General features: G+C 43.0%; 20 protein-coding genes, 1 pseudogene and 1 other annotated feature. Of the genes and pseudogenes, 10 read left to right on the top strand and 11 right to left on the bottom strand.

From position 1 onward, the window contains the following. Positions 1-46: 46 nt before the first annotated feature. The 3 genes from AC5LIL_RS03515 to AC5LIL_RS03505 all read left to right on the top strand — a co-directional run bounded on the left by AC5LIL_RS03515 (position 47) and on the right by AC5LIL_RS03505 (position 3,518). Positions 47-355: a PadR family transcriptional regulator gene (locus tag AC5LIL_RS03515; RefSeq protein ID WP_074036378.1), complete on the top strand. Its 309-nt coding sequence runs from the start codon at positions 47-49 to the stop codon at positions 353-355. Between the two features lie 4 nt (positions 356-359). After that, positions 360-1,544: a chromate efflux transporter gene (gene chrA, locus AC5LIL_RS03510; protein WP_499824921.1), complete on the top strand. Its 1,185-nt coding sequence runs from the start codon at positions 360-362 to the stop codon at positions 1,542-1,544. Positions 1,545-1,697: 153 nt separating this feature from the next. Beyond that, positions 1,698-3,518, top strand: a complete 1,821-nt coding sequence (locus tag AC5LIL_RS03505) for an acyltransferase family protein (RefSeq protein WP_499824920.1) — start codon at positions 1,698-1,700, stop codon at positions 3,516-3,518. Between the two features lie 20 nt (positions 3,519-3,538). Here the strand turns inward: AC5LIL_RS03505 and AC5LIL_RS03500 are convergent, their stop codons facing one another. The 9 genes and pseudogenes from AC5LIL_RS03500 to AC5LIL_RS03460 all read right to left on the bottom strand — a co-directional run bounded on the left by AC5LIL_RS03500 (position 3,539) and on the right by AC5LIL_RS03460 (position 15,344). Beyond that, positions 3,539-4,039 carry a YdcF family protein gene (locus AC5LIL_RS03500; protein ID WP_499824919.1) on the bottom strand — a complete coding sequence of 167 codons (501 nt, stop codon included), beginning with the start codon at positions 4,037-4,039 and terminating at the stop codon, positions 3,539-3,541. Between the two features lie 66 nt (positions 4,040-4,105). Further along, positions 4,106-5,998 (bottom strand): bifunctional metallophosphatase/5'-nucleotidase, encoded by a 1,893-nt coding sequence (locus tag AC5LIL_RS03495; RefSeq protein WP_499824918.1) that lies wholly within the window; start codon positions 5,996-5,998, stop codon positions 4,106-4,108. 234 nt (positions 5,999-6,232) lie between these two features. Beyond that, entirely contained in the window at positions 6,233-7,603 is a 1,371-nt protein-coding gene (locus tag AC5LIL_RS03490) for a hypothetical protein (RefSeq protein WP_499824917.1), read from the bottom strand. An 18-nt stretch (positions 7,604-7,621) separates the two neighbouring features. Next, on the bottom strand, positions 7,622-8,995 hold the full coding sequence (locus AC5LIL_RS03485) for a hypothetical protein (protein ID WP_499824916.1): 1,374 nt from the start codon (positions 8,993-8,995) through the stop codon (positions 7,622-7,624). Positions 8,996-9,051: 56 nt separating this feature from the next. Continuing rightward, positions 9,052-10,668 carry a glycosyltransferase family 4 protein gene (locus tag AC5LIL_RS03480; protein WP_499824915.1) on the bottom strand — a complete coding sequence of 539 codons (1,617 nt, stop codon included), beginning with the start codon at positions 10,666-10,668 and terminating at the stop codon, positions 9,052-9,054. Then, on the bottom strand, positions 10,661-12,313 hold the full coding sequence (locus tag AC5LIL_RS03475; RefSeq protein WP_499824914.1) for a glycosyltransferase family 4 protein: 1,653 nt from the start codon (positions 12,311-12,313) through the stop codon (positions 10,661-10,663). Before AC5LIL_RS03475 ends, AC5LIL_RS03480 begins: the two co-directional genes overlap by 8 nt. Before the next feature lie 37 nt (positions 12,314-12,350). After that, positions 12,351-13,136, bottom strand: a pseudogene (gene tagH, locus AC5LIL_RS03470) (teichoic acids export ABC transporter ATP-binding subunit TagH); the annotation flags it as partial. Between the two features lie 17 nt (positions 13,137-13,153). Continuing rightward, complete coding sequence (locus AC5LIL_RS03465; protein ID WP_499824913.1) at positions 13,154-13,960, bottom strand: ABC transporter permease; 807 nt, start codon at positions 13,958-13,960, stop codon at positions 13,154-13,156. A 94-nt stretch (positions 13,961-14,054) separates the two neighbouring features. Further along, a complete protein-coding gene (locus tag AC5LIL_RS03460; RefSeq protein WP_499824912.1) occupies positions 14,055-15,344 on the bottom strand; it encodes a nucleotide sugar dehydrogenase in 1,290 nt (429 codons plus the stop codon). 352 nt (positions 15,345-15,696) lie between these two features. On the opposite strand from AC5LIL_RS03460, the gene galU reads away from it, so the two are divergent. Next, positions 15,697-16,629, top strand: a complete 933-nt coding sequence (gene galU / locus AC5LIL_RS03455; protein ID WP_499824911.1) for a UTP--glucose-1-phosphate uridylyltransferase GalU — start codon at positions 15,697-15,699, stop codon at positions 16,627-16,629. Between the two features lie 4 nt (positions 16,630-16,633). Beyond that, complete coding sequence (gene wecB, locus AC5LIL_RS03450; RefSeq protein WP_499824910.1) at positions 16,634-17,743, top strand: non-hydrolyzing UDP-N-acetylglucosamine 2-epimerase; 1,110 nt, start codon at positions 16,634-16,636, stop codon at positions 17,741-17,743. 46 nt (positions 17,744-17,789) lie between these two features. Here wecB and AC5LIL_RS03445 read toward each other — a convergent pair whose 3' ends face one another. After that, positions 17,790-18,164 carry a nuclear transport factor 2 family protein gene (locus AC5LIL_RS03445; protein WP_499824909.1) on the bottom strand — a complete coding sequence of 125 codons (375 nt, stop codon included), beginning with the start codon at positions 18,162-18,164 and terminating at the stop codon, positions 17,790-17,792. A gap of 185 nt (positions 18,165-18,349) precedes the next feature. Here AC5LIL_RS03445 and AC5LIL_RS03440 point away from each other — a divergent pair, with 185 nt between their 5' ends. From AC5LIL_RS03440 to AC5LIL_RS03420, 5 genes are all read left to right on the top strand, one after another. After that, a complete protein-coding gene (locus tag AC5LIL_RS03440) occupies positions 18,350-20,581 on the top strand; it encodes a C40 family peptidase (protein WP_499824908.1) in 2,232 nt (743 codons plus the stop codon). A 12-nt stretch (positions 20,582-20,593) separates the two neighbouring features. Then, a complete protein-coding gene (locus AC5LIL_RS03435) occupies positions 20,594-20,884 on the top strand; it encodes a DUF2651 family protein (RefSeq protein WP_499824907.1) in 291 nt (96 codons plus the stop codon). Positions 20,885-20,962: 78 nt separating this feature from the next. Beyond that, positions 20,963-21,229: a hypothetical protein gene (locus AC5LIL_RS03430; RefSeq protein WP_499824906.1), complete on the top strand. Its 267-nt coding sequence runs from the start codon at positions 20,963-20,965 to the stop codon at positions 21,227-21,229. A gap of 49 nt (positions 21,230-21,278) precedes the next feature. After that, positions 21,279-21,510: a binding site (T-box leader), on the top strand. A 54-nt stretch (positions 21,511-21,564) separates the two neighbouring features. Then, a complete protein-coding gene (gene trpE, locus AC5LIL_RS03425; protein WP_499824905.1) occupies positions 21,565-22,896 on the top strand; it encodes an anthranilate synthase component I in 1,332 nt (443 codons plus the stop codon). Continuing rightward, a complete protein-coding gene (locus AC5LIL_RS03420) occupies positions 22,893-23,468 on the top strand; it encodes an anthranilate synthase component II (RefSeq protein WP_499824904.1) in 576 nt (191 codons plus the stop codon). Before trpE ends, AC5LIL_RS03420 begins: the two co-directional genes overlap by 4 nt. A gap of 3 nt (positions 23,469-23,471) precedes the next feature. Here AC5LIL_RS03420 and AC5LIL_RS03415 read toward each other — a convergent pair whose 3' ends face one another. Beyond that, the gene (locus AC5LIL_RS03415) at positions 23,472-24,167 is read right to left on the bottom strand and encodes a ferredoxin--NADP reductase (protein ID WP_499824903.1); all 696 of its coding nucleotides are present in this window, start codon (positions 24,165-24,167) and stop codon (positions 23,472-23,474) included. Between the last annotated feature and the right edge of the window lie 14 nt (positions 24,168-24,181).

Here is a 24,181-nt window from a genome sequence, read left to right as displayed (position 1 = left end):
ATTTCGAAAACCGATATCGGAATTCGATAACAAGGAGATGACACGTATGGAAGACCGCGTCCTGCGAAAGCTGTTCCTCGGATTCATCCACATTCATATTTTGCATCATGCCGCTGAACATCCAGTGTACGGGGCATGGATGGTCGATGAGCTAAGGGAGCACGGATATGAAATCAGTGCCGGTACGCTCTATCCAATTTTGCACGGGATGGAGAAGGATGGCCTCCTCGTTCGCGAAAACGAGACCGTCGACGGACACGTCCGCAAAAATTACGTGACGACCGAAAAAGGGCTCTCGGTGTTACAAGAAGCCCGCCAGAAAGCTTATGAGTTATTCAAAGAAATTAAGGAGTGAAGATATGACGACACAACGTGTGACGTTCAAGACGTTACTAGAGATTTTATTCGTTTCAACCCGGCTCGGTCTGACATCGTTCGGCGGACCGGTCGCCCACCTTGGCTATTTCCATGAGGAATATGTGAGACGGCGCAAATGGATGGATGAGAAGGCATACGCCGACCTTGTCGCCTTATGTCAATTCTTGCCCGGTCCCGCGAGTTCGCAAGTCGGGATCGGCATCGGCATCGTTCGTGGCGGGATATTAGGTGGGATCACCTCGTTCATCGGCTTCACGACCCCGTCGGTCATCGCCCTCATGTTATTTGCTTTGGCACTGTCTGGTCTCGACGTCTCCGATGCCGGTTGGTTGTACGGATTGAAAGTCGTCGCCGTCGCCATCGTCGCCCATGCGATTTTAGGCATGGCGAGTAAGCTCACACCTGATCCGAAGACGAAGACGATTGCCTTCTTCGCACTTGCCGGCGTATTACTTTGGCAGACGACGTTCAGCCAAGTGCTCGTCATTCTCGTCGCTGCTGTCGCTGGGTTCTTGTTGTTCAAGCCAGATCGTCTCGATGCGAAATCAAGCACGTTCCCGATTTCAAAACGACTCGGTGCCGTCTTGCTGTCGGTATTCGGGGCACTTCTCATCATCTTACCGATTTTACGGGAAACGTTTGAAAATCAGGCGATTGCCTTGTTCGATAGTTTTTATCGCGCCGGTGCGCTCGTCTTCGGTGGCGGGCACGTCGTCTTGCCGCTTCTCGAACGTGAACTCGTCCCTGCAGGTTTCTTGAGTGAAGAAGCGTTCCTCGCAGGATACGGTGCCGCCCAGGCCGTTCCGGGACCATTGTTCACATTCGCTTCTTACCTCGGGACAGTCATCAATGGGATTCCGGGTGGGATTTTGGCGACGGTCGCTATTTTCTTACCGGCGTTCTTGCTCATTCTTGGGGCACTTCCGTTCTGGGATGCGCTTCGCCACAATCCGAAAGTCGCTGGAGCCTTAATCGGGGTGAACGCTGCGGTCGTCGGTATTTTGATCGCCGCATTCTACAGCCCAATTTTCACAAGTACCGTCAACGGCGCGGTCGACTTCGTCTTTGCCGCTTTCTTGTTCGTCATGATTGCCTACTGGAAATTGCCACCTTGGGCACTTGTCATCGCTGGCGTCATCGGTGGTATGTTAATCAATATGGTGTAATCACTAAGGGACATTTCGTCCCTTTTTTTGTGGATTTTTTGCTCATTTGATTGTTAATCTTTTGAAACCATTCCCTCTCCCCCACTCGTTATACTGAAGAATGGATTCTAAAAAAAGGGAAATGTCCGCTTTGACTAGAAAGGAAGTGGGGGCATGAAACCACTTAAACATACAACGTATATGCCCGGTCTGGACGGCTTACGCACATTCGCTGTTTTGGCTGTCATTTTATATCATTTAAACGTACCTTACATATCCGGGGGATTCCTCGGTGTCGATGTCTTCTTCGTCCTGTCCGGTTATTTGATTACCGGTATTCTCATTCGAGAGTGGACGAAGACCGGCACGATCGACTTGAAAAGATTCTATATCGCCCGTTTCCGTCGACTGCTCCCGGCGCTCGTCTTGATGTTGTCTCTCGTGATGACATACGTCACGCTCTTTGACCGCTCGTTGCTTGAGACGGTACGGCAAGATTCACTCGCTGCGCTCGCTTACGTGAACAACTGGTGGTACATCTTCCATGAAGTGTCATATTTCGAGAGCTTCGGGAAACCGTCACCGCTTCAAAACTTATGGTCCCTCTCCATCGAGGAACAGTTTTACGCGGTCTGGCCGCTCCTTCTACTCGTCGGCCTCGCCTTCCGGAAACGGTTGCTTCAATTTGTCGCAGCACTCTTACTCGTCTCGGCGGCATGGATGACGTTCCGCTACGTTCCAGAAGCGGACCCGAGCCGTGTCTACTACGGGACGGATACACGCCTGTTCGGTCTGCTCCTGGGTGCCATGCTCGCATTCGGCTGGCGACCAGATACGTTCAAAGCGGTCATTCCAAACATCGGACGACATATTTTGAACGTGGCTGGTGCGATTTCTCTCATCGGAATCGTCGGGATCATCGTCACGGTGAATGCGTATGACGCGTTTCTCTATTATGGAGGCTTCTTGCTCGTTGCCTTCTTGTCCGCAATCTTGATTGCCGCCGTCGCCCATCCGGCGACGATCTGGTCACGCCTATTTGGAAGCGCTTGGCTTCGTGTGATCGGCACGCGAACGTACGGGATTTATTTATGGCACTATCCGGTCATCATCTTGTCGACACCGCTCGAACGACTTGGAACGTTTTCACCGCTCCTTGCGGTCGGTCAGGTCGCACTCACGCTGTTGATCGCCGAGTTGTCGTATCGCTATATCGAGACACCGATTCGTCGGAACGGATTCATCGCCTCGTTCCGTCAACTCGTCTCGACACCGACGCACCCAAGTGTCCGTTTCGCGGCCACGGCTTGTGCGACGGCACTCTCACTCGTACTTGTCGGCAACTTGACCATCTTGGCCTTCTCTGAATCGAAGCCGGCACAAGATGAGATTCCGATTGTAAAAGTGCCGATGCCAAAAGAAGAGACACCTGACGTGCCAAAAGAACCTGAAACGGACGATTCGGAAGAAGCAACCACAGAGGTGACGCCTCCACCAACTGAAACGCCAGAAGAAAAGAGTTGTCCACCGGCCCTTGCGATTGGTGATTCGGTCATGCTCGGATTGAACGAGTACTTGGCAGATGCGTTTCCGAATATGACCATCGATGCTGAAATCGGACGCCAAGTCCGTGATGCCATTCCTGTCGCATCTCAGTATGCATCGTATAACGCGCCAGGACATGTCGTCTTCCTTCACCTCGGAACGAACGGGGCGTTCAAAATGGAACAACTCGACACGCTCCTCAAGCAGTTCGAGCGCGCGGACCATATTTATTTGATCAATACCCGCGTCCCTCGTCCGTGGGAGAGCGAGGTCAATGAGAAACTCGCTCGGGCAAGCGAACTTCACAAGAACGTTTCTCTCATCGATTGGCATGGTCAATCCGTCGGGAAAGAATCTTATTTTGAGAGCGACGGCGTCCACTTAAATGTGGAAGGCGCCGAAGCGTTCGGTGAGGTCTTAAATCAAGAAATCGGCTGTCAATCAAACTAGGCTCTTGCGGATGCAAGAGCCTAGTTTTTATCTTTGAATAGATAGCGGACGAGTAGTTTCACATAAGCCAATACTTCACGGATCACGTATCGCCCTTTTGCTAGTGACGGAGTCGGTGCATACAAGGCATCGCTCTCGAGTTGGAAATAGAGCTTCGCAATGAGACGGGCCCGCGGAACATGAAAGTCATTCGTCACGATGGTGAGCCCTGTCTCGCCTTGCCAAAACGATTGACTGTGCCGAAAGTTCTCGATTGTCGAGGTAGAGGTCGCTTCAACATGGATTCGGTGTGGATCAATGCCACGCGCCATCAGTTCCCGTTCAATCACAAGTGCCTCGGCCATGCCTTCGTCTGGCCCTTGTCCCCCAGTTGCAATGAGTTCTACAGTTGGATGCGCCTTCGCATAATCAGCCGCGACGTCAATTCGATGTCGGAGCGCTCTCGATGGCGAGGTGCCGTTGACCTTTGCTCCAAGAATCAATACGAAGCGATAAGTACCATTCCCATTGATTCGTTTCATTTATAACCCACCTATAAAGAATAGGAGAATCTGATTGAGTTACCATCAGATTCTCCCATGTCTGTTTTATTTTACGTCTACAATGCGTCCTTCAACAGAAGGCGTAACCGTCTGAAGTTTCACCAAGTAATCACGCATGATTTCCCAGTCAATGATTCCTAGGTCATTGACACGACCTTCTTCGTACGCTTTTTTGAACTCAAGGTAGTTGTCTCCACCTTTTGCTGCAAAGTAGTTCGTTGCAATTTTGTATGTCTCTGCCGGCACAACATCCACATACTGCCCGTCCTTGAGAACTTGGGCTTTGACGATACGGCTGTTTGCAGGTTTCGAGCTATCGAACTCAACTTTCATACCTGACATGTGCAAGAATCCGCCACTTTCAATCGGATAAACGCTAACACTACGCTCGAGCGCTGACAATAGTTCAGAACCATCAAGTGTCATAACAGCTAACGTGTTACCGAATGGAAGTGTCGTTAACACTTCACCCGTTGTAATTGGACCAGCATTGATTGGCGCACGGATACCTCCTGCGTTTTGAATTGCTGCAACGACTTCTCCGTCCATTTGTTTCGCGCGGTCGAGCATACCATCTGTGATCAAATTCCCTAAAGCTGTCTCGTTTTTACGGACACTCGGCTTCGTGACATCACCTGCATCACGCGGATTTTCGAATGCTGCAGTTGCATCTGCTCCGATTTCAGCATTACGAATGCTTTCAATTTCTTGTGCAAATGGAGCTAATAGACTGACTGCAGTCGGGTCAGCAGCGTATGTTTTCACATCAATCAACTTCCCTTGATGGGAAACAATTTTACCTTTTTGATCAAACACGACGTCTAATGTTCCTAAGAAGTCGCCATATTGGTAAGCCTGGACGATTACCGTCGGTTCAGCTCCATCTGCCACGATCACTGGTTCATTTAAACGTGAATGTGAGTGTCCACCGATGATGATATCGATGCCCTCTACACGTTTTGCCAATTCCAAATCGTTATCGACAGCTGGGTTGTCATCAAAACCTAAGTGTGATACTGCCACGATTTGATCGACACCACGTTGTTTGAATGATTTGACGGCTTTTTCCGCCTCATCGATGTAGTGTTGGAACTGAATCGGACCAGGGCTCGCGATGTTTGCTGTATCTTCAGTCGTCAAACCGAAGAATCCTACTTTTTTCCCATCGATTGTTTTGATGACACCCTCATACAATTTTCCATCGACAGGTTTACGCGTCACCTCTTCAGAATAAAGCTCATTCAAATATTGGTCACCACTGTAATCAACGTTCGAACTGACGAACGGGAATTCAGCGTTTTGAATGAACTCTGCGAATTCAGGATGTCCTGCTTCTGTTCCGAGGTCGAACTCATGGTTTCCCGGAACCATCAAGTCGTATTGCATATAGTTCATTAATGTAAGGTCTGCTTGTCCTTTAAACTTGTTAAAGTAGAGCGAACCTGAGAACACATCTCCTGCATCAATCAACAGACGATTTGCATTTTCTTCACGAAGTTGGTTGATGGCCGTTGCACGTTTTGGCGCATTGTCGAGTGAGGCATGCGTGTCATTCGTGTGCATAATCGCAAGCTCATAGCCTTCTACCGTGTAAGGAACATCCAATGTGACAGTTTGTCCTTTGTGAGAATACGTTGCCGTAGCTGTAAATTCACCGATTGTAGAAGTCGATAGATTTGACCAACGGACAGGTTGTTTCTTAACTTTCCCATCAATTTTCACATTTAGGATACGGTCTTTCCCTTTCAACTTTTCCCCTTGCTTGAAAACAAGTGGTGAAGCTGGTGCTAAAATCTCAATCGCTTGCTGTTTCTTCGCTTGATATGTAACCTTCTCACTTTGCTTGGCTTCAACAGAAACCAACGGAGTCACTGCTGAAACGGCCAATGCCGCAGCAATCATCCCAGTAAATAAACGTTCTGATTTTGATGAAAACATTTACTTTTCCCCTTTCAATTTTCCCCAGTTACGTCTTTACACCTCAAGAGTACAATGACACTCTCACCTTCTAATCTATCGGACCTACTAAAGAAACTCAATACAATTCTATTCTCTTTAACAAATAATTTAAAAATAAAAATATTTCTCTAAAAAACAAAAAAATCCAAACACAATAAATGTGATTGGATTCATTCTTTTTATTTACAGTTCACCCAAAATACATTAACTTGATTATGCCTCAGGTGTAAATGTACGATTAAATATGACTTTTTGATCTTGGTTTACTCGATCTCGAATAAATACTTTTACTCTATATTGATTTTCAGGTTGATATGGGATTTGTGTTGTCCAATCTCTTGAGTACGGTGTTTTTTTATAGATTTGATCATTCACATACCAATAATATGCCACTTCTGTACTTTCATCCGTAACGATCTTCATGTTAAACATCACTTGCCCATCTTCAACGGAGAACTTCTCATTCAATATAAAGAAATAAAGCTGAGAGGATTTAAGTGAGAATTTACGTGAGAAATAATAATCAATGTATGGAGGAGCAAAAAACTTGAGTTCAGAATGGTCTACCCCTTCAACAATATGGTAATCAAATGGTATCTCGAGAGATTCTAGGTAAGATGTGAATGGATCTAGGTGTTCTAATTTACGTGAATCTGCCGTACCAACCATCAAATGAAGATGAGGCATTTCATTCCGTTTTTCTCGAACTAAATCATAGATCAGTTGATTCATCTCATAAATGTGATAAGTTTGACTGCCTCCAGTCATATATTCAAGTAAATCAGGGTGCTGGTTAATTAAGAAGTCTCCTAAGTTAATGGAAGGAGCTAAACTAACGACCTCTCCAAATCCGTATTTTAGTGCATAATATAGTGCTACATAGCCACCTTTTGAAGATCCAAACGTTGTGACATGTTTTGGAGTTGCATGAATGCGATGTAAAATATTCATGATTAATGAAATGACTGATGTCTCGTTTCGGAAAGACATATCTTTGCCTAAATAATAGCTTCCTTTTTCACCAAAATCATCTAAAATGAACAGTTGGTTTGCTGGATGGTCTTTGAAACTCTTCATATAGTTAAAATTATATTGATGGGGTCTCCCCATTGCTGAAAACACGACAATCAAGTCTTTACTAAATGCTTCATCCCTCGCAGGAATGAATTTATATTTTACTTGATCATGCATCGAAAATGTTGATTCAAACGTTTGAGGAAAAACTGGTCGCATCGTCAAAAAACGTGTTGTTCGAAGAATCACTTTAAATCGTTGATTCGGTTCAAAGTTTAATACTAAGTCATCACCGATTACTCGTACTGTATTCTTTGAAGAGCCAATGATTTCGATTTCAAACTGTTTTCGCTTTGCTGAAAATAATTCAATCATTCGATTTCGAATATTGTATCGATAATATTTGATTGGTAAAAATACCGGACCTGCTTGATCATCGGCCGTCCCTGTTATGATTAACTTTGTCTCCTCAAGATCAACTTGAATATTGTGCTCTTCAAAACGGGGCATGATTTCATCCCTGAGCAAAGAAGTGAGTAGAAGTGACGAATCCGTTGCTATTGTTTTCATATTGACTCCTTTATATCATTACTTAAATCGTTTTAGCGTTCGCTCCCATAACGAGATTTTCTTAACATCTTCTTGAAAGTCTTTCACATCGTAAAAATGACTCGTTAAGACTTGTCGCAAGTATTCAGGGTAACTTTCACCTAATAGATTATGTCGTTTGCCCGGATAAATATCAAATTCATATGGTAATTGGTGAAAATCTAAAAACTTCAGAAAAGGTTCAAGTACCCCTTTCCGATAAGGGTCATTTTCAATTGTTTGAATGAAAATTTGAGTTTTAGGTTTCTTTTTAAAATCGACTTGGTACATCAACTGATTTAAATACGCTCTTTGCAAATCAATGTGATCTTTATAGGTTGAAGGCGTCATGGTAAGTCGCATTTTATTTCGTTCTTCATCATTTTCAAGCATCCAATCACCAATTTGATAAACACTTCCTCCTACAATCAATCCTTCAAAGTGGTATTTTAACGCAAATAATGTAGCAATCCCACCAGCTTTTGAAGTACCTAGCGCAATCATTTTTTCGAATCCTACACCAATCTCACGAGAAATGGCATGCAATAGCGAAATAACGGACGTTTCGATTTCATGATTTCCATCTACGCCTATGTTAAACGTTCCTCGCTGTCCAAAATCATCTAAAATAAAGAGTCGGTGGCAAGGCTCATCCTTCAGCACCTTCAAGTAATTATAGCGTGCCGTCTCATCAGGTGACATGGCAGAGAACACCACAAGCATTTGTTGACTTCCCTCACATGGTTGAAACACGTAACGAATGGCTCGATCTGCAAAATAAACCTTTTCCCCCTTAAAGGTAGGAAAGACAGTCTCCTCGTCTAAAAAAGATTGGATTGCTTCATCAGTCCCATTTAATGTTTTCATACTCGGATAATATTTATACTTCCATTCAGATCGCTTCTCTTCGAGCTCTTTTGGGAATATAAAAATGATTTGTTGTAACATATTCGCTTCGTGCATATGTCGAATAAATCGATTAAACACAAAATCATCCCACAAACTGCTCCCATTTAGACGAATAACTTTACAGGACTTTATACTTGAGTAAAGCTCTACATCAAGCTCAATTGTACTTAACCATTGAAATGTAAACTGTGCATTGATTTGAATCTCATACAAATAATATCTCCCGATTGGGTTCCATTCAAGTAAAGTAGAATAGTTGTTTTCTTTAGAATCATTCATCCATTTTTGAATATCTGCCCACTCTTCTTCAAAGATTGCTTTTAATTTCTGGTCAGATACACCATCTAATAAATGAATTCGATTATAAAATAATCCAAGCGATGGATGAGGGTGAACTACACATTGATTCGAATGATTCGTTGAGTCAAAATCCAAAGTCTTGAATGCCGTAAAGATTGTCCCCATAGATTCTCACCTTTTTTTAAAAACACTTCCTCAAAAAGAGGAAGTGCTTTTAGATTTTATGCTTTTCGAATTTCCTCAAGCTCTTCAGGAATAACCGTGTTCTTACCAGTTTTTTGAATAATCCAGTCCGAACCTACTTTTGATTTCTTCAAGAAAAGTTCCGGGTCATGATAAAGCTCTTCAATCCCGTCAGCAATTCCAATGTAGTCCTCTTCGCCTGCTAAAATTCCCGTGTCTTCTCGCATAAACTCTGGAATACACGAGACAGCATTCGTAGCTGCTATCACACCACTAGACATTGCTTCACACATCGAAACGCCTTGTGTATCCCAGCGTGTCGGGCATAAGAAAATACCTTTATTCCGATGTATTTCAGCAATTTCAGGTTGAGTTAGGAATTTTTCATGAATATGAACATTTTCAAATTGACGCAACGGTTCGAGTAATTCATCAAACTGTGGTCCCATTCCGTAAATCTCAAAATCAAGTTCTTCAAACAGAGGGCGTTTTGAAAGTTCAAGAATCGCCTTCACTGCTAAATCATTTCCATATTTTTTATTAACAAAAGGACGAACTGTCCAAATCTTTTTACGTAATTCTGGATTTTTCTTTTCGAATTTAAATACAGAGTCATCTGTAATATTATGAATCACGCGATAACGATCATCCGCCAATTGGAATCCAGCATCTTCTTGTGCGACATTCGCAATAAACTCAGAAATAAATATGAACTGATAACGATCATCCTGGCGACTAAATAGTTCATGGATAAACTTCATTCGACGATTATTGTTACTCGGCAGTGTTCGAAGTGTACGTGCCATCATCGCATTAGTTTCAACGTTGAACAGTCGGCGTGTCCATCTCTCCGCTTCAACTGCATGAATCCAAACTAAAACCGGTGTGTTCGGTGCGCCAATTTCAATCGCTTCATACATATTTCGATTAATGAAGTGAATCAAAATCTTCTTATAGTTTGTATGTTTTAAGAAATACTCTAAGCTTGTTTGATTCCCTTCAAATACACGTACGCCATCAAACTCATACTCATTCAAAAGCGACGATCCTTGGAAGGCAAATACATCTACCGGAAGTTGATCTTCTTGGTATGACTTCACACGACGATGCACGAAGCCATTGCGGTAAAGGTTTTCTTCATTCGGATAGATGTTCGTCAAAACGAGATAACGTTCTTCCGTATCACTCAAGTCCATTCGCTTTGGAATGACGAGTTGCTCATATTCTTTATAGTTTGCAATCCAACGCAACTCAAGATCTTCAATCGAAATCATACCTTGTCCGCTTACACGTAAGGCCATTTTGATTTTCTTTGTCCATACAGGAATATGAATGACACCCGTCTCACCAAACTTGATGCGGCGCACATGCTTTTTTTCCCCATTTTCGTTATAGAAAATGTATTGCATGGTCGCTTCAACATTCCCCTCTTTTCTACCCGTGAAGGTAACAAGAAGTTCTCGCTGATTCTCAGGAGGTGTAATCGTAGCAGACTCATCTTCTCGAAAAGCTCCATATGCTTCAAAGTGAAGATAGCGATGTGGCACTTTATTCGTACAGTTAATATAGACATTCAAAGAATCCGATTTAGAATTGTACATTTCAACTTCTGTGCCTTTGACAATCCAATTCGATGCGTTTTGATATTTATTCATGTGATTCACCCGTTCCATCTGTCATGTGTTTCTCTCGTAGCGCTTTTGTAAGTCGGGAGACTTCCTCTGACAAGAAAATAACGTCTTTCATATACATATCTAAATCTTCATAGGACTCAGAGTTCTCAACTTTGTGAGCAGCATTCATGATCGCTTCGTCGATTTCAATTTTTGACTCATCATTTCCTAAACGGTTGATCAAGAAAAGATATTCCTGTGACAAAACAGCTAATCTTGATTTATAAAAACGAATCTGCTCTCGAACTTCCCGTGGAGTCATATAAAATGGTGGGATTTTTTTCTCATTCCAAAGTTTATCACTCAATTGAAGATACATCGATTCGAATGTAAAACGCTTAGCTACTTCAAACATACGTTTTGCAGCCATTTCATAAACTTCAGGATTTTCGACTGCAAGCACAATTTTTTCAACAACTTCTTCATCTGAATTTGCATAAAGTGGATAGTCTTCCCCAAACAATCTCGTGTGCATATCAGACTTGTTGAAGATGACTGGCTTTCCTAAAATAGCGTACTCTAGCACTTTTGTAGATAGTTCTAGTGAGTCATCAAGTTCATGTGAACGATAACTAATCCCAATGTCTGATTCTAAAATCAATTTTTGTGACTCTTCTCGCGAAACGCCACCAATCCAATTGACACCTGTTGTCGTTTCAAGCAATCGTGTAACGTCTTCTTTAAAGTTCTCATTCACTTTCGAATCATTAAACTTATCACCCGCAATGTTAAATGTGATTTTTGGAAGACGCTGACGGATAGCTGGGAACAGTTCTAATAGTTCTTGAGACATCCATAGGTCGGCGAATTTACCAGCGTAAACAAGCGATGGTTGATTTGAAATTTTAAACGTAGGGTTTAATTCCTCGTTCAATGGAATCATTGGATTTAATACATATACTTTGTCTTTTGCGAACGGGAACAATTCAATCAAAAATGCTCGCATCTCTTCTGTTTGACATAAGAATCGATTGCAATGCAACAAGACCGATTGTAAATCTTCAAACTCTTGTACTGAGAACTCTTCCATAGTATGTGGGAAGTCCGTCAAATATACCCACATCTTCTTCATCAAGTGTGGATGTTTCAAGAGTGCTTTAATGACAGGATAGCCTCGAACAATACAGAAGTCATAATCTTTTTCGTTGAAGCAATGCTGTATGACCGTCGGTGCGTATCCCGGACTAATATCCTTACGCTTATACCATCTTGCCGTTCCTAATTGCTCACGATGTTTATCAGCAAACGGATCAATGATTTGCACATTATCTAAATCGTATAAAGGTTTCAATAAACGATCGTTATGAACGTGAGTTTTCAACAATAAGTCTGTTTGAATATTTTCTCCAACTGAGAGCATTCGTGCGACAGAAGTCGCCCAGACTGCTGAACCGTCTAATAGGTTTAAATTGACGTTTCCGTAAATTAAAACTTTTAGTTGCTTCGTATCAAGAGAGTGATAGTTTGTCAGATTCAATTCGCCTGCATCTGTCGCTATTTGCGCTGAGCGTGATGTCTCTAACGCATACTTCATTACAGATTTATAATCAATATTTGGAATCAACTTCGCATTGTTGCGAACACGTTGTGCCGTTTTTCTAATCTTATCGCTTGGAAACTTAAGCATTTACGCTACTCCCTTTATCCTTTGACTTTTTAACAGTTTGATATTGAGTTTGTAACATTTTTTCACGATATTCTTTCCGTTCTTCTGGAGTCCATCGCTTATAACGAGTTAAAAATTTTCCGTAATTGTCTAGCACTTCTTTCGAATCGCCATATTCACGAATGACCCCATATTCTAACCATAATACTTTGGTACAGAAGCTTCTCACTTGTGCAATAGAGTGGCTGACAAAGACGATCGTTTTCCCTTCATCTTTAAACTCATTCATTTTGTCTAAACACTTGTCCGTAAATGTTTGGTCCCCTACGGATAAAGCTTCATCGATTACCAAAATATTCGGGTTGATGTGAACTGAAATGGCAAATCCTAAGCGGGATTTCATACCACTCGAATAATTTTTGACAGGTTGATCAATAAACCGACCAATATCAGCAAATTCGATAATGTCAGGCTCAAGTTCTTTAATTCGCTTTGGTGTCAGACCTAACATCAATCCCTTTAATTCAATGTTATCTCGACCACTTAAATTTCCATTCAACCCAGAAGAGATGGCAACTAGTGACACATCTCCGTCTGTTTTAATTTCTCCGTGCGAAGGTTGTGTAACACCCGAAATGAGGTTCGATAAAGTCGATTTTCCAGAACCGTTTACACCGACGAGGCCTAACACTTCACCTTTTGGAAGTTCGAATGAGATGTCATTGAGGGCTACAAATCGTTCTCCATAACCTCCCGGAATGACTAAATCCAAAAATTTATCTTTTGAGTTTTTATATATCTTGAAATGCTTTGAAACATGCTCAACTTTAATTGCATAGCTCATTTAAATTCACCTTATCTTTACAAGTAGTCTGTAAACGAATCACGGAACTTCACGTGTAACGCCGCCGCAATCAATAAGATGATTGCAACAAATGACCAAAAATACAGCATGTATCCTGGATGTTCCCAGAACCAATGATGATAAAAGAACGTGTTTCTATATCCTTCGATGACATAGTTGATTGGATTCAGCTGTAAAATTGGTCGAATGACTTCCGGCATCGTCGTCAATGGCCATAAAATTGGAGTTACATAAAATAACATCCTCACCATCGACTGCAAAAGACTTTGAAAATCTCGCGCCAAGGTTGAAAATGTTGAAAAGAGTAATGCAAATGCATAACTCAATAAGAAAGTTGCCACCAAATAATATGGTAACTGCAAAATATAAATCGAGAATGGAATATCGTAACCAATTAAAACGACTCCGATAATCAATAAAATAAACGCGTGTTCAATAAAGAATGTCAACATCACGTATGATGGGATAATACTCATAGGGAAGTTCATCTTTGATACTAAATTTAATCTCGCGTAAATGGAGTTTGACCCTTGTACAAACGCTTTACTAACGAAGAACCAAAGTGAAATCCCAACGATCATCCAAGGTAAAAACGGGACACCATCCACGTCATTTCCTGAACGCAACCCAATCCCGAATACAAACCAATATACAGCAATCTGGAATAATGGATTTAAAAACTCCCATACAATTCCTAAGTAGTGGTTTGAGTACTGCGACTTTGTTTCATAGCGCGCAAGTCTACCTACCATATATATGTTATCAACGTGTTCTTTTAACACTTTTTGAAATGATTGAAACATAATTCAACGAATCCTCTCCATAGTCGAAGTAAAGTAGAAGTGCCTCTATACAAATTGATATTGTACAGAGGCACTCCTAACCGTCTTGAATTGATTAGATTAACTCCGCAACATTTGTGTACTTGTAGAGATTGCCGTAGTTAACCACTTCAACCTTACTATCTGCATCCTCTTTAACAATGTTTCGTGTATCGAAAATACGAGGCGTATTCATAGTTGCCGTTAATTCATTAAAGTTAAGTTGTTTGAACTCGTTATGGTCGACTAACACTAACACCAAATCTGCTCCTGTCAGTGCTTGTTCCGAAGATACAAGGTCAAACTTGTCAGAAATCGAACGTTCGACATGTGGATCATGAACCTCGACATTCATACCTCGATCAATCAACAAGTCGATAATTTCAACAGCTGGACTTTCACGCATATCATCAACGTTTCCTTTGTACGTTACGCCAAATGCAGCGATTTTAGGGTTCTCAATTCCTTGAACCAATTTTTGAGCGTGTGTCGCTACATAATCTGGCATTGAAACGTTCGTATCACGGGACAATTTGATGATTTTAGCAAGGTCCGGTTGCTTAGCAACGATAAAGTAAGGGTCAACAGCTAGACAGTGACCACCAACGCCTGGACCAGGACTATGAAGATTTACACGTGGATGTTTGTTAGCCATTTCAATAACATCTAATACGTTAATATCAAGAGCGTTACATACTTTTGCTAGTTCATTCGCTAAAGCAATGTTAACATCTCTAAATGTGTTTTCCATTAATTTTGACATTTCTGCAGTCTTCGCATCTGTTAAAACGATCTCGCCTTCAACAAACGTACGATATACTTCAGCACCTTTTTCAGCACAATTTGAAGTGATTCCGCCAACAATACGGTTGTTGTAAACAAGTTCATGCAAAATTTGACCTGGTAATACGCGTTCAGGACAATGTACGAGATAAACGTCTTCTCCTACAACAAAACCGGCTTCTTCTACTAATGGTTTTACAAAGTCGTCCATCGTACGTGGAGCAATCGTAGATTCCACGATAATGACATTTCCTTTTTGAACGACTGGGAGCACACGACGTGTTGCATCCAATACATATGTGAGGTCACATGACTTATTTTCATCATCATTGTTTGGTGTAGGTACCGCAATGATAAAAGCATCTGCTGGTTCAACATCGAGTGAAGCACGGAATTTACCTGATGCCACTACTTCTTTAACAACTTCACCTAACCCTGGTTCTTCAATGTGAATTTCACCACGGTTCAATTTATCTACAACTGATTGATGAATATCAACACCTACTACATCTGTACCGTACTTCGCAAAAACAGCCGAAGTCGGTAAACCGATATATCCGAGTCCAATTGTACAGAGTTTCATGTTTTTTCCTCCAAATTAACTTTACTCATTTACTTTTCGTCATTATATATTGTTACTAAACCTATCCATCACTAAGGCATCTTCATCATTTTATGTTAAAAAGATTGAAAAGATTTAGTAAAGACAAACAAGCAGAATTATACTATTGTTTGTGTACTAATTTCAAGCTTATCCATCTAGATTGACACTTAGCTAGACGCTTACGAACACAGACGTAAGTCTAATATGTTTTCAGAAGGTAGTCAAATTACATAATGACTACATTTTTATCATCTTCATGAATAATAAAATTGGTTTATGCTATGATGATTTGTGTTGAACATTTAATTCTTTGATTAAAAGGAGATTCTTTATGAAAAAGATTAGAAAAGCTATTATTCCGGCAGCCGGACTTGGAACACGCTTTCTACCAGCTACGAAAGCAACACCAAAAGAGATGCTTCCAATTCTCACAAAACCAACTATTCAATATATTGTTGAAGAAGCAGTCGCTTCAGGAATTGAACAAATCATTATCGTCACTGGCCGTAATAAACGTGCAATAGAAGATCACTTTGATTCTAATCCAGAACTTGAAAGTCAACTTCGTGCAAAAGAAAAGTATGACTTACTTGAAAAAGTACAAGCTTCTTCTCAACTTGCTGAAATTCATTATATTCGCCAACAAGAACCAAAAGGTCTAGGACATGCGATTTGGAGTGCTCGTCACTTTATTGGAGACGAACCATTTGCGGTATTGCTTGGTGACGATTTAATCGTCTCTGAAAAACCAGGTCTCCAACAATTGATTGAGCAGTATGAGAAGACAGAATCTGCCGTCATCGGTGTTCAGGAAGTTCCTGAAGATCAGACACATCGCTACGGGGTCATTAATCCACTAACAAGTGATGGTAGATTATATGATGTAAAAGGATTTGTTGAGAAACCGGCTCCAGGTACTTCACCATCTAATTTAGCCATCGTGGGTCGATATGTACTGACTCCTCAAATTTTCCGATTCCTAGAGCGCCAAGAAATTGGAGCAGGCGGCGAAATTCAATTGACGGATGCAATCAATTACTTGAACGGTATACAACGTGTATTTGCTTATAACTTTGAAGGAAAGCGTTTTGACGTCGGAGAAAAATTAGGCTACGTCGAAACGACACTAGCGTTCGCCTTGCAAGATGAATCGATTCACGACGAACTCGCACCAATCCTTACAAAGTATTTGAAAGAAGAATTTTCACGTGAGCAATTGGCAGACTTTATTAAAGAATTATCAGCGAACGAAGAAGGAGAATGAACACATGATTAAAGTAATGACTGTTTTTGGTACGCGACCAGAAGCCATTAAAATGGCACCTCTCGTGCTAGAACTAAAGAAACACCCTGAGATTGAGCCAATTGTTGTTGTAACTGCACAACATCGTCAAATGCTTGATCAAGTGCTTCAACTGTTTAAAGTTACACCTGACTATGACTTGAACATTATGCAGAGTGGCCAAACTTTATTTGATGTCACCGCAAAAGTGCTAAAAGGAATGGGAGAAATCATCTCAGACGTGAAGCCAGATATCGTACTTGTTCATGGAGATACGACGACAACATTCGCCTCTTCACTTGCTGCCTTCTATAATCAGACAGCTGTCGGTCATGTTGAAGCTGGTTTACGAACATATAATAAATATTCTCCATTCCCAGAGGAACTTAATCGTCAGGCGACTGGAATCATGAGCGACTTACACTTTGCACCTACAGACGATTCAAAAAACAACCTTCTAAAAGAAGGCAAATCAGAGGACGTTATATTTGTAACAGGTAACACAGCCATCGATGCGTTGAAAACAACTGTTTCAGATGACTACTCACATCCTCTTCTTGACGAAATTAAGCAATCCGAACGCAAATTAGTTCTTTTAACAGCTCACCGTCGTGAAAACTTAGGTGATCCGATGAAAAATATTTTCAGAGCAGTTAAACGTCTCATCGAACGTCACGATGACATTGAAGTAGTTTATCCCGTTCATATGAACCCTATCGTTCGTGATGCAGCTAACGAAATCTTGCATGATGTCGATCGCGTTCATTTAATCGAACCGCTAGATGTGTTTGATTTCCACAACTTTGCTGCAGCATCGCATATTATTTTGACAGATTCTGGTGGTGTTCAAGAAGAAGCACCTTCGCTTGGAGTACCAGTCCTCGTACTTCGTGATACAACTGAGCGACCAGAAGGGGTAGCAGCAGGCACATTGAAACTAGCTGGAACAGATGAGGAAAACATCTTCGAACTTTCTCACCGATTATTAACAGATTCGGCGTTCTATGATTCAATGGCGAAAGCATCAAACCCATACGGTGATGGTACCGCTTCTAAACAAATTACTGAACACATCGTCCGCTATTTCTCGAAGTGAATGTAAAACAAAAAACTTCCGCCATTGAAAACTGGCGGAAGTTTTTTTATGTTTCATTTATCATAGTTGCCTGACCACCTTGCCAGAACCATGTATCATTCTCTTTTACATACAAGTGAAGAACCCAAAAACGCCCTTCGTACGCATTTGTACCGAGAATAAAGCGTTCTTCTAGCAACAGTTGGACTACTGCCAAGTCCTCTTTAACTGTTTCATCAAACGTTATTGTTTCCTGTGTAATCCATTGAATGGCTTCAGGATCAACAAATTGATCTATAAAAGTTTCTTTATCAAACTGACGGCCACTCGAATCGACATATCGGAACGAATCATGCATAAGGCGTCCGATTGCTTCGATATTTCCGCTTGTTTGAAAAGCTGAGCGTTCATCAGAAAGTTGCTTCATGTTGAGTGTTTCCATAGCTGTCCCTTCCTTCCTTTGCCTATCATATCATACCACTCTTCCGACCCAAACTACCATTGTCCTACATACACATTGAAATCTATTTCCCTCCTGATAAAAAAACACACTATATTTATACGTAAACTCGTTATACTAAAAATTGGAATTAATTGTTTAAATTTCATTATAAAGAGGTGCTCACAGTGAAATACGTACTTAGCTTATGCCTGGTCATTCTGACCATCATGCTCTCACCTGTTTCCGCAGAAGAAACAGACGTAATGCTTTTATCCGGAACAACGATTTACACGGACGCTCAAGACACGACTGTACTTGAAGTCATTAGTCATGATTTGATCATACATGTCCAACCTTATTCAAATACTCATTCTCAAGTTGAAATCGGAAATGAAGTTGGATTTGTAAAAAATACTGATATTCATCACCCAAAGCACTTCTATGTTATTCGTGAAGCGAAGACAAAAGACGAGCATGGAAATGACATTGCTCCTTTACCATTCCATTCAACGATTCAAGTGTTTGACGTTGGAAATAAATCGCTCGTTCAAACAATTGACGGAACATGGGTTGATCGAACTGTTTTATCAGATACTCCGCTCTCGCCAAAGACATACTACGTAAAGGCTACAAGCGATATTTACTTGATGCCGAACGGAAAAGCAATTGATTCGATTGTAGTCGGTGATCCTGTACAAAGTTATGGGGAACTGGATGGATATCTTCGCATCGATTTCAATGGTCGCTTTTTATTTATTCCAAAACAAAATGTAAATGAATCTCCTGTAAAAACGGGTCACTTCTATCTTTTGACATCAGCATCGTATTACAAAGATTTTGGTCAAACCAAACTAGGTACCCTCCCACGCGGTGAGCGAGTTGATGTTTATGGTATCGACCATGAATACGCCCGCGTATTATGGAACAAAGATTTCATATACATAAAACGTTCTGACCTTACCGACAATATGCCAACCTATAAAAGAACAGGTTTTCGTTATGCCAAAGCTGACACCTATATTTATCGTGATCAAGATAAAAAGGACATTATCGGAACCATTAAACGTTCAACAAAAATTGATATTTACGGAACAGAAGATGCTTTTACACGTGTACTTGTAAACAATCGTTTCTTTTTAGTTGAAACCAGTATGCTTGGCATCTCATTCCCTCCTTATCTGATCACAGAAAAAAAATACATTTTGAACAACACATCACTGTTCACTCGTACAGCGAACAAATCAAAGACGAGACTAACCTATAAACGTGGACAACTCGTTCACATTTACGGAACATCTGGCGCATACTCACGCGTCATGTTCAAAGGGAAATATTACTTTGTTCTGACGAAAATGTTAGGAACAAAAAAACCTCCGTTATATGACGCAACAGGAAAACGATATATTCGCTATGACGATGTAAGCATTTATTCTGCCCCTTCAACGTCGAAACGCGTCTCTCGCCTCAAACAAGGACAAATCGTTGAAACATTTGGAACAACCGGCTATTATACGCGTATTCGTGCGAACGGAGCCTATCGCTACATTGCTACGAACTATTTGACACTCAATAAACCAGTGGCCAAACCAAAAGCAGGTACCGTATTTTACGTTCAATTCAACGGGACTCCTTATTTCAATACGGATGTTGCGTATACACGTCCAGCAGGAACACTTGCGCGCGGAACAAAACTGATTGGTATTCGCTCGATTGATGATGATTTTTGGTACGTTCGTCTATCATCTGGAAAACGAGTGTACGTAACAAATCCCTACATTTCGCAAACAAAACCGAAAGCTGTCACCCCAAAATGGGTCAATCCAGCTCAATTTTTCAGCACAACTAAACGAACTGCTTTTTATGCAAATCCTTATGACCAAACACCTATTGGATATTTAGATGCGAACCGCCGTATTTATCCTCGTAGCAAGAATGGCGATTCCTACTTGGTACAATATAACTGGCGTCCGGTTTATGTGAAGACGTCTCAGGTTCTCGTTAAACAAGATTCACTTGTCAAAAAACGAAATAATTCAAAGAATGAGCGGTTGATCGCTTCTGCGGTCAATTATTTAGGAACCCCTTATACGTGGGGCTCACAATCGCCTCGAAATGGAGGGTTTGATTGTTCCGGATTAATTCATTACGCATCAAACCAGGCTGGTAAAATCGGTGGGCGTTCAAACGTTTCCGGCTACTGGTATGGTAGCCACTTCAAGAATAAACGAATGAGTCTAACAAGTGGTCGACGTGGAGATATGATTTTCTTTGCGGGAACATATCGAAACGGTCCATCGCATATTGGAATCATGCTGAGCAACGAGTTCTTCATCCATGCAGGTGGCGAAACACTTCAAATTAACTCGATTCATGATCCACAATGGCGTCCATATTTCCTCGGCTATAAATCGCTCTGATGAGGTGCATACATGATGTTTGAATATATTGGTCCATTCTTATGGCAACTTGTCATCGTTCCGTTTCTCACCATTGGTGGTGGTGTCGTGGTAGCTATGATCATGAAACGGGTCTGGGTTGGTCCGCTGGTGACGTTCTTATTTAACACTATTATCGAATTGACGTATTTTGCTGTCTATTATGGCCACAGTCTATTTGATGTCAGTCATCTCAGTTCGTGGAATGTCATCTTCTCGCTGATTTCGCTCTTGTTTTCGTTCATATTCATCGGATTATTGAAAACATCTTCATCGGATTATTGAAAACATCTTCATCGGATTATTGAAAACATCGAAATCTGCCTGATGTGTCATGTCTAGCCGTTAAAAGGAGGACTCTCTATGTTTCACTATATCGACCCGTTCTTATGGCAACTCGTGATGGTCCCAACGTTTACGATTGGACTAGGGGTCGCCATCGGACTGCACCTGAAGCGTTTGTCTATCGCACCCTTAATCACGCTTTTCGCCTACTGGTGCATGGAGTGGTTCATGTATCGGGGCACACTCTTCTTCTTTACGAAGTGGTGGTTGCTCCCACTAATGGCACTAGGAATCACGTTCACGTTCATCGGGAAACGTCAGGTGGAGCATGCTGCAATCAAATGATGCTTGACAACGCATCTTCATCCCGTTAAAGTAACGATAACATTCATACGAACTCGCGATGAGAAAGAAGAGTAGCGCGAAGGGACGTCTCCAGAAAGCCGGTAGTCGATGCGAACCGGTGTCGTGCCTAGCGTGAATGGGCTTTTGAGCGTTCAGACCGACATGTAGGCTCTGACGGGTCCTCCCGTTATCGGGGACAGCGAATGATGGTTCGCGATGAGTGGGAAGACAAGGCGTCTTTCAACGAAGGTGGCAACACGGGGAATCTCCTCGTCCTTCATGTCCAATCGGGCATGTGGGACGGGGAGATTTTTTAGTTTAAGGAGGAGATTTCGATGCAACAACTAATCATCAATGGCGACGAATTGACACCGGTGGCAATTTTTCACCGTCTGCAAGGTGAACGTAAGGTCTTGCTAGAGAGTCGGGCGGAAGGCAAGCACGGACGATATTCCATCATCGCGGCGAATCCGGTCGAGACAATCCGGGTCGACGGGAACGACGTGACAGATTCAACCGGCACTATCTATGCGGACGACCCGCTCCACGCCCTATCTGAACGCATCACACGTGACGACATCGAGGCACCATATCCGTTCATCGGGGGTGCCGTCGGCTATATCGGATATGATTTACTCCGAGTATATGAACCGATTCCGAACACGCCGACCGAGACACGTGATTTACCGGACGCCCTCTTCCAGCGCTATGAGACAGTCGTCTTATACGACCATCTCGAAGAACAGGTCGTCTTGATTGATACGAGCGAGACGGACGCGGCCAAGCGACTGAAGTCCATCCGTGAACAGCTCGAAACACCGGAGACACACGCCCTCGAACCGGTCGTTCGGACGAGCGAACAGCTTTTAACAACAAAAGACGAGTTCATCGACCGTGTCCTCCAGGCGAAAGAAGCAATTCTTGCAGGTGAAGTCTTCCAACTCGTCTTGTCGCAACGCATCGATGCCACATTCACCGGTGACCCGTTCCACTTTTACCGGACGCTCCGCAAACAAAACCCGAGCCCGTACTTGTTCTACATCGACCTCGGGGAAGCCATCGTCCTCGGCGCCTCACCTGAGAGTCTCGTCCGTGTCGAAGACGGCAAAGTGACGACGAACCCGATCGCCGGCACACGACCACGCGGAAAGACGGTCGAGGAAGATATGCGTCACGCGGAGTCGCTTCTAAAGGACGAGAAGGAACTCGCCGAACACCGGATGCTTCTCGACCTCGGACGGAACGACATCGGTCGTGTCGCTAAAGTCGGCACAGTCACGATCCCGAAACACATTGAGCTCGAACGGTTCAAAAATGTGATGCACCTCGTCTCCGAAGTCGAAGGTGAACTACGGGCAGACGTGACACCGATCGATGCGCTCCGCGCCTGTCTTCCAGCCGGTACCGTTTCGGGTGCCCCGAAGATTCGGGCGATGCAACTCATTGACGAGCTCGAGACGGTGAAGCGCGAAGTGTACGCCGGGGCGGTCGGTTATCTCGACGTCCGGGGTGGATTCGACTTTGCTCTCGCCATCCGGACGATGGTCATCCAAGGTGACACGGCCCACGTCCAAGCTGGTGCCGGAATCGTATATGATTCGGATCCTGTATCAGAATACGAAGAAACGTTGCATAAAGCTAAATCCCTTTTGGAGGTGTTCGCATGATTCTCCTCATCGACAACTATGATTCGTTCACGTATAACGTCTATCAAGACGTCGCTCGATTCAGTGACGTCTGCGTCATTCGGAATGATGAACATACTATAGAAGAAATCCGTCGCATGAACCCGAGTGGGATCATCCTTTCTCCGGGTCCCGGTGGTCCAAAAGATGCCGGTGTCTCGCTTGCGGTCGTTCGACAATTGTCCGGGTACGTCCCAATCCTTGGGGTCTGTCTCGGTCATCAGGTCATCGCCGAGGCGTTCGGCGGAGTCGTCGGTCGGGCGAACGAGGTCATGCACGGGAAAGTGTCGCGCATCAATACGTCACCTGGTGTCTTATTCGAAGGTCTCTCTATGGACGTCATGCGCTACCATTCGCTCGTCGTACAAGAGACGGATTTGATTGTTACGGCAGAGACGACAGATGGTGTCATCATGGCAATCGAACATCCGACCCATCCGACGTATGGCGTCCAGTTCCATCCTGAGTCGATTGGTACACCAGATGGTCGCAGTATCTTTGAACGTTTCGTCCAGCTGTGCACGAAAAAACCGGGGCACGTGTCCCCGGTTTGAGTGTCAGCCTAAAAAGTCTTCTCGCTGAAAATCATGTTTGTCGATCTTGATGTTGTCACAAGCTACTCCGTTCGTCCGAAGTACCTGAATCGTTTCGCGTAACAGTTCGTCACTGCCGACGACATAGAATAATCCATCTTGATCGGCAGCCAACGCTTCAACTCGTTCATAGTAATCTTTCCGACTCGGGACGAACTCGGACGTGAAGGTCTCGTTCGATTCGAAGACGTCAGCGAATAGATACGCTTTCGACGAATCGACGTTCAACGAATGGAGATGCGGGACGCCTTCCCCATTCGCCAAGTACTCGAGGACGATTGGACGGAATGTCGCGAGTCCGACACCCGCCGATAACAGATAGACGTTCTTTCCGCTCCGCTCGAGCGGGACGTTCGAATGTGTCTTGAACAAGGCGACCTTGTCTCCCGGCACCATGTCGCGAAGGATGGATTTGAACGTCGAACATTCTGACTTGATGCGGGTCGTGATCCCGATTGCCCCTTCGTGCGGCAATGTGGAGATTGACATATGGCGGACGAGGCTTCGGTTCGGCTTGTCCCCGGCGTTAAATCCTTCGAGCGCGAGATGCGTATGCGCCCCTTCTTGCCACGTGAACTCAGGAGGTAACGCGAGATGGAACGTGTATGTATCGGGTGCCTCGTTTACGACTTTGGTGATCGGTGTCCAATCAATTTTCATATGAATTCTCCTTA

The organism is Exiguobacterium sp. RM11, assembly GCF_059821525.1.
Note: the sequence above shows the minus strand (reverse complement) of the source record. Positions and strands in the feature narration are given on the sequence as shown.